The following is a 17,117-nucleotide window of genomic DNA, read 5'->3' as shown; positions in this document are numbered from 1 at the left end:
GCGCATGGCTCGTCCATGGGCATCCGCGGTGCTCACGATCCGCCCGAATCGACTTGTGCGCAATGCCTTAGCCCCCGGATGACGCTGGGATCCGGTCCCGGGCTACCGGTATGCGGATCCAGGTCCCGCGTCCGGGGGCCGCGCCGTCACGCGCGGGGGAGCCCGGCGACGGAGGCGGCGAGCACGCGCGCGGGGTCGATCGGCGCCGCGTCGGCCACGCGGTAGAGGAGGAGGGCGTCGACGAGGCCCACGAGGTCCTCGCCGTGCACGCAGGTCCCGATCGTCGCGTAGCTCGGACAGGAGCGCGAGGCGCACGGCCTGCGCGTCGGCGCGCGCGGCCAGCCGGCCGAGCATCGCGAGCGCCGCGTCCACCGCCGCCGCGTCGTCGAGGACGGCGGGCACGGCGAGGTCGCGCAGGTCCTCCTCGAGCTGCTGCGTGATCCGCGCCACGACGAGCGCGGTGAGCTCCCGCCGGCTGCGCGCGTAGTACGTCGTGGATCCCGCGGGCACGCCGGCCTCGACGTCCACCGCGCGATGGGTGAGGGACCGGATGCCGCTCCGCGCGACCAGCCGGACGCCCGCGTCGGCGAGATCGTCGCGTCGTCCCATGCCGCCATCGCCTCCCCGTCGAGCGCAGTGTCCTCTACATGCGTAGAGGATGGAGCGGGCATGCGGGTGGCAGTGGTCGGCGGCGGGAACTCGGGGGCGGCGATCGCCGGGGCGGTCCAGGAGCGGGGCGGCGAGGCGCGGCTGCTCTCGCGCGCGACGGGGTTCGACGTGCTGCGCGACGACGCGCGTCGGGTGCTCGCGGGCGCCGACGCGATCGTCGAGGCCACGGGCCTCTTCACGACGAGCGCCCGCCGGGCGACGCGCTTCTTCGAGGGATCGACCCGGGCCGTCGGCGGCGCCGCGCGGGAGTCGGGTGCCCGGCACGTGCTGCTCTCCATCGTCGGCCGCACGCTCCCCGAGGTGCAGGGCTACGGCTACTTCGCCGGCAAGACGGCGCAGGAGGAGGCTGCGCGGGCCACGGGAGCGGACCTCGCCATCGTCCGCTCGACGCAGTGGTTCGAGTTCGCGCGGCAGAACCGGCAGCGCATGCGGTTCGGGCCGGTGGCGCTGGTGCCCGGGATGCGGATCCAGCCGGTGGCGCTCGACGCGGTCGCGGGAGTCGTGGCCGACGTCGCGCTCGGCGCGCGGCCGGGGCCGGTCGTGGAGGTCGCGGGGCCCGAGGTCACCACGCTGTGGGAGATGACCCGCGCGCTCGAGGACCCGGGCGCGCGGCCCGTGCCGCTGCCGATCCCCGGACGGCTCGGCCGCGCGTTCGCTAGGGGCGCGCTGCTGCCCGGATCCGATGTCGAGGTCGTCGGTCCGCGCTTCGCCGACCGCGGCTGGCGCTGACCACGGACAGCGCGACGGCGGGGCGCCCGGAGGCACCCCGCCGTCGTCCGTGCCTCGTGGCTACCTCTTGAAGCGGTCGATCCAGCCGGCGACCGGGCGCTGCTGTTCGCCCTGCTGGGCGGCGAGGACCACGAGCACCGCGGTGAGCGCGGGGATCGCCCACTGCAGCGCCTTCTGCTGCTTCTGGGCCGTGGCCAGCTCGTCGGAGCTGCCGGCGCCGGGCTCGGTCGTGCCCGCTGCGCCCTCGTCCGCGTGCTTCGCCATCTTGGTGCCGACGAGCGCCGAGTACAGCGTGACGCCAGCCGCGCCGATGGTGAGGACGGCCTTGGCTTTCGTGTTGGTGCGGGCCTCGCCCTGGGCCGCCAGGCGGCCCTTGTTCGCGTAGATCAGGCCGAGGCCGCCGATGGCGTGCGCGCCGAGGGCGGCGAGCTGCACGGGCGCCCAGCGTGCCCAGCCGATGGACGACAGGCGCAGGCGCTCCTGCGGCTGCTTCGCCTTGGCGGCGGCACCGTTGAGGCCGACGGCGCCCATGAGGGATCCGCCGAACCAGGCCGCGAGGCCGAGGTCGTGCATGCTCCTGATGACGGTGTTGCGTTCTGACATGGTGCTTCTCCCGAGTCGTCCGAGACCGCCCGCGGGGCGATCGCTGTCTATGAGCTGGACGCTACGCCCGGGATCGAGCAGTGTGTCAGCGGGTGGCGGATGCCCAGGATCACGCCATCGACCGGCGTCGCCGTCCTGTGCCGGGATCCTGGGAGTCGAGCCCCGTGCCCTTGGCGCGCCTCCTGCGGCCCGGTTGGCTGGTCGCGTGCCCGCCGTGCGGCGGGACGGACGACACGAGGGGACGGATGCCATGGGCAAGGCGTGGATGGTGATGGTCGCGGCGGTGCTCGGCGGCCACGGGTTCGTGGGGCTCTTCATCGAGGGGTCGCACATGCTGGGGGTCCTCAACGTCGACTTCTTCCTCGACGCCCTCTACCTGCTGAGCGCGGTCGCGCTGCTCGTCGCCGGCACCCGTCAGCTCGGCGCCGGCGCGATCCGCGCGACGCTCGCGGCGTTCGGCGGCCTCTACACGCTCATGGGCGTGCTGAGCTTCTTCGATCCCCGGCTCGGCGGCCTCGCGCCCACCGGCTTCACGATCGTCGACGACTTCCTCTTCTTCGGCATCGGCCTCTCGGGCCTCGTCCTCGCGCTCACGCCCAGCTCGGCCGAGCCGCTCACCACGGGCGGCAAGCCGCTCAACTAGCGGGACCGCGACGACGACGAGGGCGCGACCCGGCATCGGCCGGGTCGCGCCCTCGCGTCGTGCGCGGGTCGGGCGTCAGGCCCGGTGGATCCGCACCGTGATCACCTGGAACGCCCGCAGCACGAGCCGCACGCCGCGGCCGTCGGCCTCGGGCTCGAACGCGATCGACCGCGGGAAGCCCGCGCCGAGCGGGCGCTCGAGCACGTCCACCTCGGTGAAGCGGTCGGTGGCGAGGTGCGCCTCGAGCCGGGTCGCGGCGCGCGCCCCCGTGGACTCGTAGAGCCGCACGATCACGTCGCCCGAGCCGTCGTCGGCGAGCTTCAGCGCCTCGATCCGCACCGTGCCGCCGTGCACGGAGACGAGGCCGGCGGCGGTGGGCAGCGAGGACGGGACGACCTCGGCGGCGGAGGCGGGTGCGGGCGCGACGGCCGGCGCCGCATCCGTCGCGTCGCCGGGACGCACCACGCGCAGGGGCAGGTTCTGCTCGAGCCCCGCGTCGACCGCGCCCTCGATGCCGACGCCCGGCACGAGCGCGTACTCGAACCGGTGGTGGCCGATGTCCTGCACGGGGTCGGGGGAGCGCGCCGCCCGCACCAGGCTGATCCGCAGCTCGGTCTCGACCTCGCCCGTCGTGCCCACCGTGCGCGTGATGTCGTGCCCGTAGCTGCCCGCGTTGGTGAGGGCCACGCCGTAGCCGGGCTCCTCCACGTGCACGAAGCGGTGCGCCATGACCTCGAAGCGCGCCTCGTCCCACGACGTGTTCGTGTGCGTGGGGCGGCGGACGTGCCCGAACTGGATCTCCGCGCTGTGGTGCTGCGCGTGGATCGTGAGCGGGAAGGTCACCTTGAGGAGCTTCTCGTCCTCGAGCCAGTCGAGGTCGGCGGTCGCGTGGATCCGGGCGTCGTCGGCGTGCAGCGACACCCGCTGCACGACGCGCGAGCGCCCGAACTGCCGGACGACCTCGACGGTCGCCCGCAGCGGCGAGTCCTCCACGAGCTCGACCGAGGCCGCGTCGACGAGGTCGGTGCGGCTCGCGCGGTAGTGCGCGTCGACGTCCCAGGCGTCCCACGCGGTGGGGATGTCCTCGTGCAGCTGCAGCAGGTTCGCGGCGCGGCCGGCGGGCACGAGCTCGCGGTCGGCGTGCCGCAGGTCGACGATCGAGGTGATCAGGCCGCGCGCGTCGAGCGCGACGCGCAGCAGCCCGTTGTCGAGGACGGTGCCGCCGTCGGCGCGCGTCGTGACGACGGGCGAGGCCGGCTCCACCGCGACGAGCGGCGCGATCCCGCTCCCGGGCACCGCGACGAGCGCGAGCGCGGATCCGTCGGCCGCCTCCACGAGCGCCGTGCGCGCGTGACCGGTCGAGTTCACCGCGAACGCGCCGGATCCGTCGCCCTCGCCGTCCGCGACCGCCTGCGCCGTGACCCGCGCGATCGCGTCGGCCACGAGCGCGTCGAGCTCGGCGAGGCTGCGCGCGTAGTCCTCCTCGTTCTCCCGGTGCACCCACGTGATGGAGGAGCCCGGGAGGATGTCGTGGAACTGCTGCAGCAGCGTCTGCTTCCAGAGCCGGTCGAGCGCCGCGTACGGGTAGTCGGCGCCCGTGCGGACGGCCGCGATGGTCCACCACAGCTCGGCCTCGCGGAGGCGGTGCTCGGCCTGGCGGTTGCCGCGCTTCTCGCGGGCGTGCGAGGTGAACGTGCCGCGGTGCAGCTCGAGGTACAGCTCGCCGACCCACACGGGCGCGTCCGGGTACTCGGCCTCGGCCTTGCGGAAGAACTCGTCCGGGTGCTCGACGATGACCTTCGGCGACCCCTCGAGGTCGGCCGTGCGCCGCTGGCGCTCCATCATGTCGCGCGTGGGGCCGCCGCCGCCGTCGCCGTAGCCGAAGGGCGCGAGCGACATGGTCGCGCGGCCCTTCTCCCGGAACTGCCGCACGGCGTGGTGCGTCTCCTCGGCCTCGAGCGTGGAGTTGTAGGTGTCGATCGGCGGGAAGTGCGTGAAGATCCGCGACCCGTCGATCCCCTCCCAGAAGAAGGTGTGGTGCGGTAACGTGTTGGTCTGGTTCCAGGACAGCTTCTGCGTGAGGAACCAGTCGAGGCCGGCGAGCTTCGCGATCTGCGGGAACGAGGCCGTGTAGCCGAACGAGTCGGGCAGCCACACGCCGTGGGTCTCGACGCCGAGCTCCTCCTGGAAGAAGCGCATGCCGTGGGTGAGCTGGCGGATCATCGCCTCGCCGCCCGGCAGGTTGCCGTCGGGCTCGATCCACATGGATCCGACCGGGTACCAGGTACCGTCCGCGATGGCCTGCTTGATCCCCGCGAACACCGTCGGGTAGTTCTCCTTCACCCACGCGTACTGCTGCGCCTGCGAGCACGCGAAGCGGAAGTCGGGGTACTGCTCGGCGAGCCGGAGCACGTTGGAGAAGGTGCGCGCGGTCTTGCGCTTCGTCTCTCGGATGGGCCAGAGCCACGCGCTGTCGATGTGGGCGTGGCCGACGCCGCTCAGCGTGTGCGCGCTCGGCACGGCGGGGCGCGAGAGCACCTCGGCGAGCTCGGCGCGGGCGGCGGCGGCGGTGCCGACCATGTCGTCCATCGCGAGCACGTCGAGCGCGCGCTCGAGCGCGCGCAGCACCTCGTGGCGGCGCGGCTCGGTCTCGGGCAGCTCCATCAGCAGCTGGTACAGCACCTCGACGTCGAAGCGCAGCGCCCACACCTCGGGTTCGAACACGGCGAGCTCGGCCTGGCGGAAGCGGTGGAGGGGCTCGGCGGGCGCGGTCGCCTTGTCGCCGTAGGGGGTGGGCACGAACTCGTTGACGAGGATGTCCGGGTTGCCCGCGGCCTCGACGAGGAAGCGCACCTGCTCGCCGCCCGCGGCCTCGTCGGCGAGGCGCACGTAGGTGTTGCGCGGGTGGATCCCCTTGACCGGCACCCCGTCCATGGTGTGCACGAGGCACTCGGCCTGGTTGCCCGGCCAGTCGCCGATGAAGCCGGGGTCGAGGAGCAGCTCGACCGTGCGGCCGGCCCACTCGGCGGGCACCTCGCCCGTGACCTCGAACCACCACGTGGACCACGCGCGGCCCCACGGCTGGCCGAGCGCGAAGGGCGCGTACTCCTGCCGCATGGCCTCGGCGACGGGCACGGGCTCGTCGGGTGCCATCCATGCGCGGAGGGTCACGGGCGCCTTCGAGGAGTAGACCGCGGGGGTGATCCGCTCGTCCAGCGCGCGGAGGATCCGCTCCTGGACGAGCTTCTGGTTCTGGTGCATGGGGAGTCCTTCGGGAGGTCGGGATGCAGGCAGTCGGAGGGGCGCGGCGGGTGCGGCCCGCGCGTCAGCGGAGGTAGGAGAGCGCCGGGAACGCGTGCATCGCGTCCTCCAGCAGGGAGCGCGCGACCGTGACGGAGTCGACGAGCGGGTGGTGCGCGAGCGCGCGGACGGCCGCGGCGCGGGATCCGCCGACGCCGGCCTCGATGGTCTGCCGCTCCACGTACTTCGCGTTCGTGACGAGGCCCACCCCGAAGTCGGGCAGCTCCGTGCCCGCGACCGGATGCGCGCCCGAGGCGTCGACCACGCACGGCACCTCGACCACGGCGTCGGCGTCCAGCGCCGCGAGGGTGCCGCGGTTGCGCACGTTGAGGATCAGCCGCGCGCTCTGGTCGTAGGCGATGCCGCGCATGAGCGCGATCGCGACGTCCTCGTAGCCGCCCGAGACGAGGTCGTCCTCGTCGCGGTCGCCCATGCCGGCCGACTGCCGGTTGGTGGCCATGTAGGTGGTCTCGCGGTCGAGCCGCGTGCGCTCCCACAGCGCGAGCGCGGACACGTCGTGCCGGTGCTCGAGCTGCTCGTAGAACCGGCCCTGCTGCTCCACGAGGAACGCGCCGCGGGTCTGCGCGGCGAGCTGGTCGGCGTGCCGCACCTCGCGCTGGTAGTAGTAGTAGTGCAGGTACTCGTTGGGCACGGCGCCGAGCTCGGTGACCCACTCGGCGCCGAAGAGCCGGCCCTCCTCGAACGTGCCGATGAGGTCGGGGCGGGCCATGAGGTCCGGCAGCACGTCGCGGCCGTCGACGCGCAGGCCGCGCAGCCAGCCGAGGTGGTTGAGGCCCGCGTAGTCGATGACCACGTCGTCGCCCTGCACGTCGAGGGCGCCGAGCACGCGGCGGGCGAGGCCGATGGGGGAGTCGCAGATCCCGATGACGCGGTCGCCGAGCACGCGCGACATGGACTCGGTGACGACGCCGGCCGGGTTCGTGAAGTTGATGACCCAGGCGTCGGGGGCCTGCACGCGGATCCGCTCGGCCAGGTCCATGACCACCGGCAGCGTGCGCAGCGCGTACGAGATGCCGCCGTAGCCGACGGTCTCCTGCCCGATGACGCCGTGCGCCATGCCGAGCCGCTCGTCGCACGAGCGCCCGGCCATGCCGCCCACGCGGATCGCCGAGAACACGAACGCGGCACCCGCGAGCGCCTCGTCGAGGTCGGTGTGCAGCGTGATCACCGGGGCGTCCGCGTACGCCGCCGCCTGCTCGGCGAGCACGCGCGCGACGGCCGTCAGGCGCACCTCGTCGGTGTCGTAGAGGGCCACGTGGTCGACGCGGCCGGCCTCGTGGTCGCGGAGCAGCGCGGAGTAGACGAGCGGGACGCGGAAGCCGCCCCCGCCCAGGATCGTGAGCCTCATGCGACGGTCACCGACACTCCCTTGTCCGCGAGGCACTGCGACACCCGCTCGTGCGGGGCGGCCTCGGTGATCAGCTGCGTCAGCGACGCGGTCGGGGCGACACGGCCGGCGCCGGTGCCCGGGAACTTGGAGGAGTCGGCGAGCACCGTGACCCGGTCGCTCATCTCGGCCATCGCGCGCTTGATGGGCACCTGGGCCATCGTCGTGTCGCGCAGGTCGCCGTTGTCGGCGATGCCGCTCACGCCCACGAACGCGTGGTCGGCGTGCAGCATCCGCAGGCTCTCGGCGGTGAGCGGGCCGGACACCGAGCGGTAGACCGGATCCCAGTCGCCCGGCAGCAGGATGAGCCGCACCGACCGGTCGTCGCGCAGCACGTCGAACGCGGCGACGTTCGCGGTGATCACGGTGACGGCCCGCCCGCGCAGCTGCTCGGCGAGATGCAGCGTGGTGGTGCCGATGTCGAGCACGACCGACTGGCCGTCCTGGATCTGCGCCGCCGCGGCCCGCGCGATGCGCTCCTTGGCCTCGCGGTTGACCTGCTCGACCTCGGCGAAGGGCGCGTCGACCTCGACGAGCACCGCGCCGCCGTGGGTGCGCCGCAGCGCGCCCTGCTCGTCGAGGCGGGCCAGGTCGCGGCGGATGGTCGCGTCGCTCGTGCCGGCCGCCTCGGCGAGCTCGGCGACCGTGGCGCTGCGGGTGGCGCGCAACCGGTCGAGGATCACGAACTCTCGGGCGTCTCTCATGAAGTGAACATTACCGCGCAGGATCGGTCAGAAACAATCTCGTAATGAACAAGGTCTTCCATCCACGTGCTCACATGGGCTAGAAACGTCACTACCGGTCGGCGGGCACCCGTCGACCTCGTCCCGCCGGCAGCGTCGCCGTCGGCGGACCCGCACCGCTCGCCGCCTGAGGCCGCGTCGCGGCCCACCCGAAGGAATGAGGTCCCCGTGCCCGCAGACCCGCGTGCCCTCCGGGGCCCCGCCGACCAGGCACCCGCCGGGCTGCTCGTCGTCGGCCAGCTCTTCGCGGACGTCGTGTTCGGCGCGCTGCCGGGCGGACCGCGGCCGGGCCACGAGATCTGGACGTCGTCGTTCGGGCACGGCCCCGGCGGCATCGCGAACTTCGCCGTCGCCGGCGCCCGCCTCGGGGTGCCGACCGCCATAGCCGCGGCCGTGGGCACGGATCCGTTCTCCCTCCTCGTGCACGCCGCGCTCGCCGCCGAGGGCGTGTCGCTCGACCACCTCGTGACCCTCGACGCCTGGACGCTGCCCGTCACCGCGTCGCTGAGCTACGACGACGACCGCGCGCTCGTCACGGGCGGCGTGCCCTGCCCGCTCGGATCCGACGAGCTCGTGCCAGGGGAGGTGCCGGCCGCCGCCGCGGCGCTCGTGCACCTGGATCCGCAGCGCAGCGCGTGGATCGGCCGGGCCGCCGCCGCGGGCACCGACGTCTACGCGGACGTGGGCTGGGACCCGTCCGAGCGCTGGGATCCGGCCATCCTCGACCAGCTCGACCAGTGCCACGCGTTCGTCCCCAACGAGCTCGAGGCCTCCGCCTACACGGGCACCGACTCGGCCGTGCATGCCGCCCGGGCGCTCGCCGCGCGCGTGCCGCTGAGCGTCGTGACGTCCGGATCCCGCGGCGTCGTCGCCGTCGACGCAGGCACCGGCGAGGAGGTCGTGCGCCCGCCGCTCGCGGTCCGCGCCGTCGACGCGACCGGCGCGGGCGACGTGTTCGGCGCCTCGCTCGCCGCGTCCGCCCGGGCGCCGTGGACGCTGACCGAGCGCGTCGACTTCGCCTGCCTCGTCGCGGGGATCACGGTCACCCGCCCCGGCGGCGCGTCCGGCGCCCCGCGGCTCGACGAGCTCGTGCCCTGGCTGCGCGCGCACCCCGACGCGGCCGAGCCCGGCCGCTACGACTACCTCGCCGACGCGCTCGCCGGCCCCGACGCCGCGCACCTCCTCGCCTGACGCTCCCTCCCTCCCTCTCCCGCTCCCGCCCGACCCCCACCGAATCGAGAACCACCATGTCCCTCCTCCCCGCCCGCCGTTCCCGCGCCCGGCGCATCGTCGTCGGCGTCGCGACCCTGGCGCTCCTCGCGCCGGTCCTCGCCTCCTGCTCGTCGTCGTCGGGATCCTCGGCCGGCGGCCAGCTCGACCTGTGGATCTGGCCGGACGGCCTCAGCCAGACGGTGCTCGACAAGGTGCCGGCCGAGGTGCCCGGCACGACGCTCAACGTCTCCACCATCGGCGGCGACTTCAAGCAGAAGCTCGTGACCACGTTCACGGGCCGCTCGGGCCTCCCGTCCGTCACGGGCGTCAAGGGCGAGGACATGCCGTACTTCCTCAGCGAGGACGGCCTCTTCGAGGACCTCGACAAGCTGGGCGCCAAGGACGTCGTCGACCAGTACCCGGCGTGGAAGCTGAAGGAGGCGACCACGAAGGACGGCCAGCTCATCGGCCTCCCCATCGACATCGGCCCCACCGCCCTCTACTACCGCGCGGACGTGTTCCAGAAGGCCGGCCTGCCGAGCGACCCCGCCGACGTGGCCAAGGCCACCGCCACCTGGGACGACTACTTCGCGTTCGGGAAGAAGCTGAAGGCGGCCACCGGCGGCGCCATCTTCGTGGACGCGTCCGACGTGTTCACCAAGTCGCTCGGCCAGGGCACCACCCGCTTCGTCGACGAGGACGGGAACTACACGGGCGACAGCGACACCGTGAAGGCCGCGTGGGATCGCGCGGTGCTCGCGTACAAGGACGGCCTCACCGCGAACGTCACCGACGGCAGCCCGGACTGGGCGTCGGCCATCAGCAACGGATCCCTCCCCGCGCTCCTCGGCGCCTCCTGGTACCAGGCCGACCTCAAGAGCGCGACGGCCGACACCTCGGGCGACTGGCGCGTGGCGCCCATGCCCGGCGGCCCCGCGAACATCGGCGGCTCGTTCCTCTCCATCCCGTCCGGCACGAAGGACCCGCAGGCCGCGTTCGCGGTGATCAAGGACGTGCTCAGCGAGGACAACCAGGTCACCGCGTACGCCGACAAGGGCATCTTCCCGTCGGCCACCGCCGCCTACGACTCCCCGGAGCTGCAGAAGGGCGACGACTTCTTCGGCGGCCAGTCGACCGTCGGGATCTTCGCCGCCGCCGCCGCCGAGATGCCCACCGCCTACACGAGCCCCTACGACAACCAGGTGCAGGCCGCGTTCGTCACCGAGCTGCAGAACGTGACGTCGCTCGGCAAGGACCCGGACCAGGCCTGGACCGACGCCGTCGCCGCCGGCGAGGCCGCCCTGACGACCGCGAAGCAGTGATCCCCGTCGCCGTCCGCCCGGGAGGGCGCCCGCCCGCGCCCTCCCGGGCCGGCGCGGGCACCCGCGGGCTCCGCCGCACGTGGCCGTACTACGTCGCCATCGCGCCGTTCTTCGTGCTGTTCGCGATCTTCGGCCTGTTCCCGGCGCTCTACTCGCTCGTGCTCTCGTTCCAGGACTGGAACGGCCTCGGCACGGCCAAGTGGGTGGGCCTGGCGAACTTCCAGGCCCTCGCGGCCGACGCCACGTTCTGGCTGTCGATCAAGAACACGCTCATCATCTTCGCGCTCTCGACGTTCCCGATGATGGCGATCGCGGTCGTCGTCGCGGCGATGCTCAACTCGGCGAAGCGGCTCAGCACCTTCTACAAGATCAGCTACTTCGTGCCGAACGTCACGAGCGTGGTCGCGATGGCGGTGCTCTTCGGATCCATCTTCGGCGACAGCTTCGGGCTCGTGAACGCGGGGCTCCGCGCGATCGGGCTCGACGGCGTGGCGTGGCTCTCGACGCCGTGGGCGATCCAGGTGACCATCGCGATCCTCATCACGTACCAGTGGACCGGCTACAACGCGATCATCTTCCTCGCGGGCATGCAGGCCATCGGCACCGAGGTCTACGAGGCCGCGAAGCTCGACGGCGCGGGCGCGATCCGCACCTTCTGGTCGGTGACGCTGCCGCTGCTGCGCCCGACGATCCTCTTCGTGCTCGTGGTCTCGACCATCACCGGACTGCAGAGCTTCACGGAGGCGCAGGTGCTCACGGCCTCCTCCAGCACGACGAACCCGAACTCGGGCGGCGCGGGCCAGGCCGGCCTCACGACCGTCCTGTACTTCTACCAGCAGGCCTTCAACTACAACCGCTTCGGCTACGGCGCCGCCATCGCGTGGGGCGTGTTCCTGCTCGTGGTGATCTTCTCCATCATCAGCTTCCGGCTCGGGTCGGAGAAGAAGGAGAAGCCCGTGCGGGCGGCCGGCACGAGGAAGAGGCAACGCGCATGAGCACGACCGTCCACGCCGCGGGATCCGCCGCGGCCCGGATCGCGGACCAGGCCTCCGAGCGCGCGCGGTCCGACGGGGAGCGCACCGGCCGGCCCGCGGGTCGCCGGCAGCTGCCGCCCGGTCGGGTGATCCTGCACGGGATCCTCTTCGCGGGATCCATCGTGAGCCTGTTCCCGCTCTACTGGCTCGTCGTCATGGCGAGCAACACGACGAGCGACATCTACAAGTCGCCGCCCGTGCTCGTGCCCGGGCCGTACCTGGGGGACAACATCCAGGCCGTGTTCCGCACGATCGACTTCGGCGGATCGCTCATGAACACGGTGATCGTCGCGGTCTCCGTGACGGTGCTCGTGCTGTTCTTCGACTCGATCGCGGCCTTCACCTTCGCGAAGTACGAGTTCCCCGGGCGGCGGCTGCTCTTCACGCTGCTCCTGGTGACGTTCATGCTGCCCGCGCAGCTGTCGGTGCTCCCGCAGTTCATCACGATGATCAACCTCGGCTGGGTGGGTCAGCTGCAGGCGCTCATCGTGCCGACGGCGGCGAACGCCTTCGGCATCTTCTGGCTGCGGCAGTTCATCATCTCGAGCGTGCCCGACGAGCTCATCGACGCGGCCCGCATCGACGGCGCCGGGTTCTTCCGGCAGTACCTCACGGTGTGCCTGCCGCTCATCCGGCCGGGCCTCGGGTTCCTCGGGATCTTCACCTTCATCGCCGCGTGGAACGACTACCTCTGGCCGCTCATCGTGCTCAACGACCCGGGCACGCTGACGCTGCAGGTCGCGATGAGCCAGCTGAACAGCGCCCACGGCAAGGACTACGGCATGGTCATGGCGGGCGCCCTGCTCGCGGTGATCCCGCTCATCGTGGTGTTCCTCGTCGGCGCCAAGCAGTTCATCGGCGACATCGCGAAGGGCGCGCTGAAGTGACGGCCGCCTCGACACGCGCGCCGCGGATCCAGGCCGTCGGCGACCCGGACGCACTCGGGGCCGCCGCGGCCGACGTCGTGCAGGCGTTCCTCGGCGAGGACCCGGCGGGCGTGCTCGGCGTCGCGACGGGATCCAGCCCCGAGCCGCTCTACGCCGAGCTCGCCCGGCGGCACCGGGAGCGCGGCCTCGTCACCGACGGGCTCTCCCTCGTGGCGCTCGACGAGTACGTGGGGCTCCCGGCCGGGCACCCGCAGTCGTACCTCGCGTTCGTCCTCGCGCGCATCGCCGAGCCGCTCGGCGTGCCGAGCGCGCGCGTGATCGTGCCCGACGGTGCCGCGGCCGACCCGCGCGAAGCGGCGGACGAGCACGAGCGGCGGATCCGGCGGGTCGGCGGCGCGGGCCTGCAGATCGTGGGCATCGGCGCCAACGGGCACCTCGGCTTCAACGAGCCGGGCTCGCCGTCGGACGGGGTCAGCCGCGTGGTGCGCCTCGCGGAGGGCACGCGGCGGGACAACGCGCGGTACTTCGGCGGGGATCCCGCGCGCGTGCCGACGCATGCCATCACGCAGGGGATCGCGACGATCATGTCGGCCGGGCGGATCCTGCTCGTCGCCTCGGGTGCCCGCAAGGCCGACGCGCTCGCCGCGGCGCTCTCCGGACCCGTCACGGAGGAGGTGCCCGCCTCGATCCTGCAGCGGCACCCGCGCGTGACCGTCGTCGCCGACCGGGCCGCGCTCGCCGGGCTCGCGACGCTCGCCTGACCGGGACCGCCCGGCCGCCGCCGCATCCGCCGCCACCTGCGCTCCGGCGCACCGACCAGCACGGAGACCCGCATGCCCCACCTCGACGACGTCGCCCCGGGATCCGCCTCGAGGCTGCCGCCGCGCGCCCGGTTCACGACCGACGCGCCCGTCCACCCGCTCGACGGCGACTGGCGGTTCCGGCTGCTGCCGGAGGCGCCGGTCGACCGGGCCGACGCGCCGCCGGAGGTCGCGGATCCATCCCTCGACGACGCCGCGCTCGACGCGGCCGGCTGGACGACGCTGCCGGTGCCGTCGCACTGGGTGCTGCACGGCCACGGGTCGCCCGCGTACACGAACCTGCAGTACCCGTTCCCCATCGACCCGCCGCACGTGCCGGACGCGAACCCGACCGGCGAGCACCGGCGCGCGTTCACGCTGCCGGCGTCGTTCGCGGACGCCGAACGCGTGCTGCTGCGCACCGACGGGATCGAGGGGCTCGCCACCTTCTGGGTCAACGGCGTCGAGGCGGGCTGGACCACCGGCAGCCGCCTCGCGACGGAGATCGACGTGACGGAGCTGCTCGTGCCCGGCGCGAACGTGCTCGGGATCCGCGTGCACCAGTGGTCGGCCGCCTCCTACCTCGAGGACCAGGACCAGTGGTGGCTGCCCGGGATCTTCCGTCCGGTCGAGCTCCTCGCCCGGCCCGCCGGCGCGCTCGACGACGTGCGCGTGCGGGCCGACCGCGACCCGGCCGACGGATCCGGCCGCCTCGAGCTCGAGGTGGATGGCGCGTTCCCGGTCGTGGTGCGCGTTCCGGAGCTCGGGATCCACGTGACGTGGGAGACCCCCGCCGACGTCGCGCCCGTCGCGATCCCCGCGGTCGACGCGTGGAGCGCCGAGCGGCCGCGCCTCTACGACCTGACCGTGTCGTCGCCGGGCGAGACGGCGTCGTTGCGGATCGGGTTCCGCACGGTGCGCATCGACGGCGACGCGCTGCTCGTCGACGGCCGCCGCCTCACCTTCCGCGGCGTCAATCGGCACGAGTCGCACCCCGAGCGCGGCCGCGTGTTCGACGAGGCCGAGGCGCGCGCCGACCTCGAGCTGATCAAGAGGAGCGGGATCGACGCGATCCGCACCTCCCACTACCCGCCGCACCCGCGCCTCCTCGACATCGCCGACGAGCTCGGCTTCTGGGTCGTGCTCGAGTGCGACCTCGAGACGCACGGCTTCTGGGACGTCGAGTGGCGGGACAACCCCTCCGACGACCCGCGCTGGCGCGACGCCTACCTCGACCGCATCACGCGCACCGTGGGCCGCGACCGCAACCACCCGTCGATCGTCATGTGGTCGCTCGGCAACGAGTCCGGCACCGGGCGCAACATCGCGGCCATGTCGGCGTGGGTGCGGCGCGCGGATCCCACGCGGCCCGTGCACTACGAGGGCGACCTCACGGGCGAGCACACCGACGTCTACTCGCGCATGTACCCGACGCTCGAGGAGATCGACTCGGTGTGCGGCACGCCCGTCGCGAGCATCCATGAGACCACGGGCGCGACGGGCGCGAAGCAGCGCGCGAAGCCGTTCATCCTGTGCGAGTACGGGCACGCGATGGGCAACGGGCCCGGATCCCTGGCCGACTACGAGGACGCGATCGACCGCTGGCCGCGCCTGCACGGCGGCTTCGTGTGGGAGTGGCGCGACCACGGGCTGCTCGCGCGCACCGCCGACGGCCGCCCCTTCCACGCGTACGGCGGCGACTTCGGCGAGCCCGTGCACGACGGCCCCTTCGTGATGGACGGCCTGCTGCTCTCCGACGGCACGCCCACGCCCGGCCTCGCCGAGCTCGCGGCGGTCATCGCGCCCGTGCGCGTGCGGGTCGCGGCCGACGGATCCGGGGTGCGGGTCGAGAACCGGCGGCACAGCGCGTCCACCGACGACGTCGACCTGGTCTGGATCCTCGCCCACGACGGCAGGCAGGTCGCTCGCGGGATCCTCGAGCACGCCGCCCTCGGGGCCGGTGACGCGGCGACGATCCCGCTGCCCGCCGAGGCGCGCGCCGCCGGGCACGCCGAGGAGGCGCACGTGACGGTTCAGGTCGTCACGCGGCACGACGCGCCGTGGGCCGAGGCGGGGCACGTCGTGTCGTCGCACCAGGCGCTCGTGCGCGACCGGCCCGCGCCCCGGCCGCGTCCCGCCGGACGCTGGCACGGCGACGCGCTCGGCGTCGGGACCTTCGACGCGCGCGGCGACCTCGTCGCCTGGGGCGGCGTGCCCGTGCGCGGTCCGCGCCTCGAGCTGTGGCGCGCGCCCACCGAGAACGACCGCGGGGCCGGCCAGGGATCCTACGAGCTGGCCGAGCCCGAGCTCACGCGCGGCCGCGGCGCCGAGGAGACGCCGCCGTCGGCCGATCGCTGGCGCGAGCGCGGCCTGCACCGGCTCACCCACCGTCGGCTCGGATCCACCCGAACGGCCGGTGGCCTGGAGACGCGGATGCGCGTGCAGGCGGCGCACTCGGGCGCGGGCGTCGACGTCGCGTTCCGCTGGACCGCGACCGACCGCGGCCTCCTGCTCGCGACCGAGGTCGTGCCGTTCGGGATCTGGGACTGCACGTGGCCGCGGGTCGGCGTGCGCATCGACCTGCCGGCCGCGCTCGCCGAGCATCCCGTCGCCTGGCACGGCACGGGGCCGGGGGAGTCGTACGCCGACAGCCGCACGGCCGTGCGCGTCGGCCGCTTCGCGTCGAGCGTCGACGGCCTCGCGGTCGCCTACGCCCGCCCGCAGGAGACGGGCCACCGACCCGGGCTGCGCTCGCTCGTGGTCGGCGACGGATCCGCGACCCCGCTCACCGTGACGACCGTGCCCGACGCGTCCGGCCATCGCGCCGGCTTCCAGCTCTCCCGCTGGACCCCGCAGCAGATGACCGACGTCGGCCACCCGCACGAGCTGCCCGCATCGGACGGCCTGCACCTGCTCCTCGACGACGCCCAGCACGGCCTCGGATCCCGCGCGTGCGGCCCCGACGTCCTCCCGCGCCACGCGCTCTGGCCGTCGCTGCGCACGTGGGAGGTGCTGCTGGGGTGAGGCGGTGCTCGCGCGGGCTGTCCGGGATCCGCGCGAGCGGGGCACGTCCGGGTGACGCCCACGCGCCGGCGCTAGGCTCTATGCGCGCGCATGGAACTGATCCGTGCGAGAAGGAGCACCCCATGAGCACCACCTACCGCGTCGGCTACCTCGTCGGCAGCCTGTCGTCCACCTCCATCAACCGGGCCCTGTCGCTCGCGCTGAAGGGCCTCGGCGCCCAGGCCGGCCTCGAGCTCACCGAGATCCCCATCGCGCCGCTGCCCTTCTACAGCGCGGACATGGACGGCGAGTACCCCGAGGTCGCGAACGACTTCAAGGCGGCCATCGCGGACGCCGACGCCGTCATGATCGTCACGCCCGAGTACAACCGCTCGGTGCCCGGCGTGCTGAAGAACGCGCTCGACTTCGCGAGCCGCCCCTACGGCGAGAACGCGTTCCAGGGCAAGCCCAGCGCGGTCATCGGCACGTCCATCGGCGCGGTCGGGACGGCCGTCGCGCAGCAGCACCTGCGGAGCATCCTGTCGTTCCTCGCGTCGCCCGAGCTCTCGCAGCCCGAGGCGTACATCCAGACCACCGAGGGCCTCATCTCCCCCGAGGGCGCGATCTCCAACGCGGGCACCGAGGAGTTCCTCCTCACCTGGCTCCAGGCGTTCCACGCGCACATCGAGCGCAACCTGCAGGCCGTCTCCGCGTAGCGGACGCGGCGCACGACGCGGGGCCCGGGCCGATCGTCCGGGCCCCTC

At 73.5% G+C, this 17,117-nt stretch carries 14 protein-coding genes; 9 read left to right on the top strand and 5 right to left on the bottom strand.

Annotated elements, in window-relative coordinates; genetic code table 11:
• Positions 1-102: 102 nt before the first annotated feature.
• Positions 103-609: a TetR/AcrR family transcriptional regulator gene (locus B5P21_RS15195; RefSeq protein ID WP_201775082.1), complete on the bottom strand. Its 507-nt coding sequence runs from the start codon at positions 607-609 to the stop codon at positions 103-105.
• A gap of 60 nt (positions 610-669) precedes the next feature.
• Here B5P21_RS15195 and B5P21_RS15190 point away from each other — a divergent pair, with 60 nt between their 5' ends.
• Entirely contained in the window at positions 670-1,398 is a 729-nt protein-coding gene (locus B5P21_RS15190) for an SDR family oxidoreductase (protein WP_094171347.1), read from the top strand.
• Positions 1,399-1,458: 60 nt separating this feature from the next.
• On the opposite strand, the gene B5P21_RS15185 is transcribed toward B5P21_RS15190, so the two are convergent.
• Complete coding sequence (locus tag B5P21_RS15185) at positions 1,459-2,001, bottom strand: hypothetical protein (protein WP_045526393.1); 543 nt, start codon at positions 1,999-2,001, stop codon at positions 1,459-1,461.
• Between the two features lie 205 nt (positions 2,002-2,206).
• On the opposite strand from B5P21_RS15185, the gene B5P21_RS15180 reads away from it, so the two are divergent.
• On the top strand, positions 2,207-2,644 hold the full coding sequence (locus B5P21_RS15180; protein ID WP_236688757.1) for a hypothetical protein: 438 nt from the start codon (positions 2,207-2,209) through the stop codon (positions 2,642-2,644).
• A gap of 75 nt (positions 2,645-2,719) precedes the next feature.
• Here B5P21_RS15180 and B5P21_RS15175 read toward each other — a convergent pair whose 3' ends face one another.
• From B5P21_RS15175 to B5P21_RS15165, 3 genes are all read right to left on the bottom strand, one after another.
• On the bottom strand, positions 2,720-5,905 hold the full coding sequence (locus B5P21_RS15175) for an alpha-mannosidase (RefSeq protein WP_094171346.1): 3,186 nt from the start codon (positions 5,903-5,905) through the stop codon (positions 2,720-2,722).
• A 64-nt stretch (positions 5,906-5,969) separates the two neighbouring features.
• A complete protein-coding gene (locus B5P21_RS15170; protein WP_045526398.1) occupies positions 5,970-7,313 on the bottom strand; it encodes a 6-phospho-beta-glucosidase in 1,344 nt (447 codons plus the stop codon).
• Positions 7,310-8,056 carry a DeoR/GlpR family DNA-binding transcription regulator gene (locus B5P21_RS15165; RefSeq protein ID WP_045526400.1) on the bottom strand — a complete coding sequence of 249 codons (747 nt, stop codon included), beginning with the start codon at positions 8,054-8,056 and terminating at the stop codon, positions 7,310-7,312. Before B5P21_RS15165 ends, B5P21_RS15170 begins: the two co-directional genes overlap by 4 nt.
• Positions 8,057-8,263: 207 nt before the next feature.
• Here B5P21_RS15165 and B5P21_RS15160 point away from each other — a divergent pair, with 207 nt between their 5' ends.
• The 7 genes from B5P21_RS15160 to B5P21_RS15130 all read left to right on the top strand — a co-directional run bounded on the left by B5P21_RS15160 (position 8,264) and on the right by B5P21_RS15130 (position 17,069).
• Positions 8,264-9,286: a carbohydrate kinase family protein gene (locus B5P21_RS15160; RefSeq protein ID WP_094171345.1), complete on the top strand. Its 1,023-nt coding sequence runs from the start codon at positions 8,264-8,266 to the stop codon at positions 9,284-9,286.
• Between the two features lie 56 nt (positions 9,287-9,342).
• Entirely contained in the window at positions 9,343-10,629 is a 1,287-nt protein-coding gene (locus tag B5P21_RS15155) for an ABC transporter substrate-binding protein (protein ID WP_045526403.1), read from the top strand.
• Positions 10,626-11,624: a carbohydrate ABC transporter permease gene (locus B5P21_RS15150; RefSeq protein WP_045526405.1), complete on the top strand. Its 999-nt coding sequence runs from the start codon at positions 10,626-10,628 to the stop codon at positions 11,622-11,624. The genes B5P21_RS15155 and B5P21_RS15150 overlap by 4 nt, the downstream gene beginning before the upstream one ends.
• Positions 11,621-12,550: a carbohydrate ABC transporter permease gene (locus B5P21_RS15145; protein WP_045526406.1), complete on the top strand. Its 930-nt coding sequence runs from the start codon at positions 11,621-11,623 to the stop codon at positions 12,548-12,550. Before B5P21_RS15150 ends, B5P21_RS15145 begins: the two co-directional genes overlap by 4 nt.
• On the top strand, positions 12,547-13,311 hold the full coding sequence (locus tag B5P21_RS15140) for a glucosamine-6-phosphate deaminase (protein ID WP_080939253.1): 765 nt from the start codon (positions 12,547-12,549) through the stop codon (positions 13,309-13,311). Before B5P21_RS15145 ends, B5P21_RS15140 begins: the two co-directional genes overlap by 4 nt.
• A 72-nt stretch (positions 13,312-13,383) precedes the next feature.
• Positions 13,384-16,374 (top strand): glycoside hydrolase family 2 TIM barrel-domain containing protein, encoded by a 2,991-nt coding sequence (locus B5P21_RS15135; protein WP_045526407.1) that lies wholly within the window; start codon positions 13,384-13,386, stop codon positions 16,372-16,374.
• A gap of 122 nt (positions 16,375-16,496) precedes the next feature.
• Positions 16,497-17,069, top strand: coding sequence for an NADPH-dependent FMN reductase (locus tag B5P21_RS15130; protein WP_045526409.1), 573 nt, complete (start codon positions 16,497-16,499; stop codon positions 17,067-17,069).
• The last annotated feature ends 48 nt before the right edge of the window (positions 17,070-17,117 follow it).

The organism is Clavibacter michiganensis subsp. insidiosus (genome assembly GCF_002240565.1).
Classification (GTDB): Bacteria; Actinomycetota; Actinomycetes; order Actinomycetales; family Microbacteriaceae; genus Clavibacter; species Clavibacter insidiosus.
This window is presented reverse-complemented; position numbering and strand designations above follow the sequence as displayed.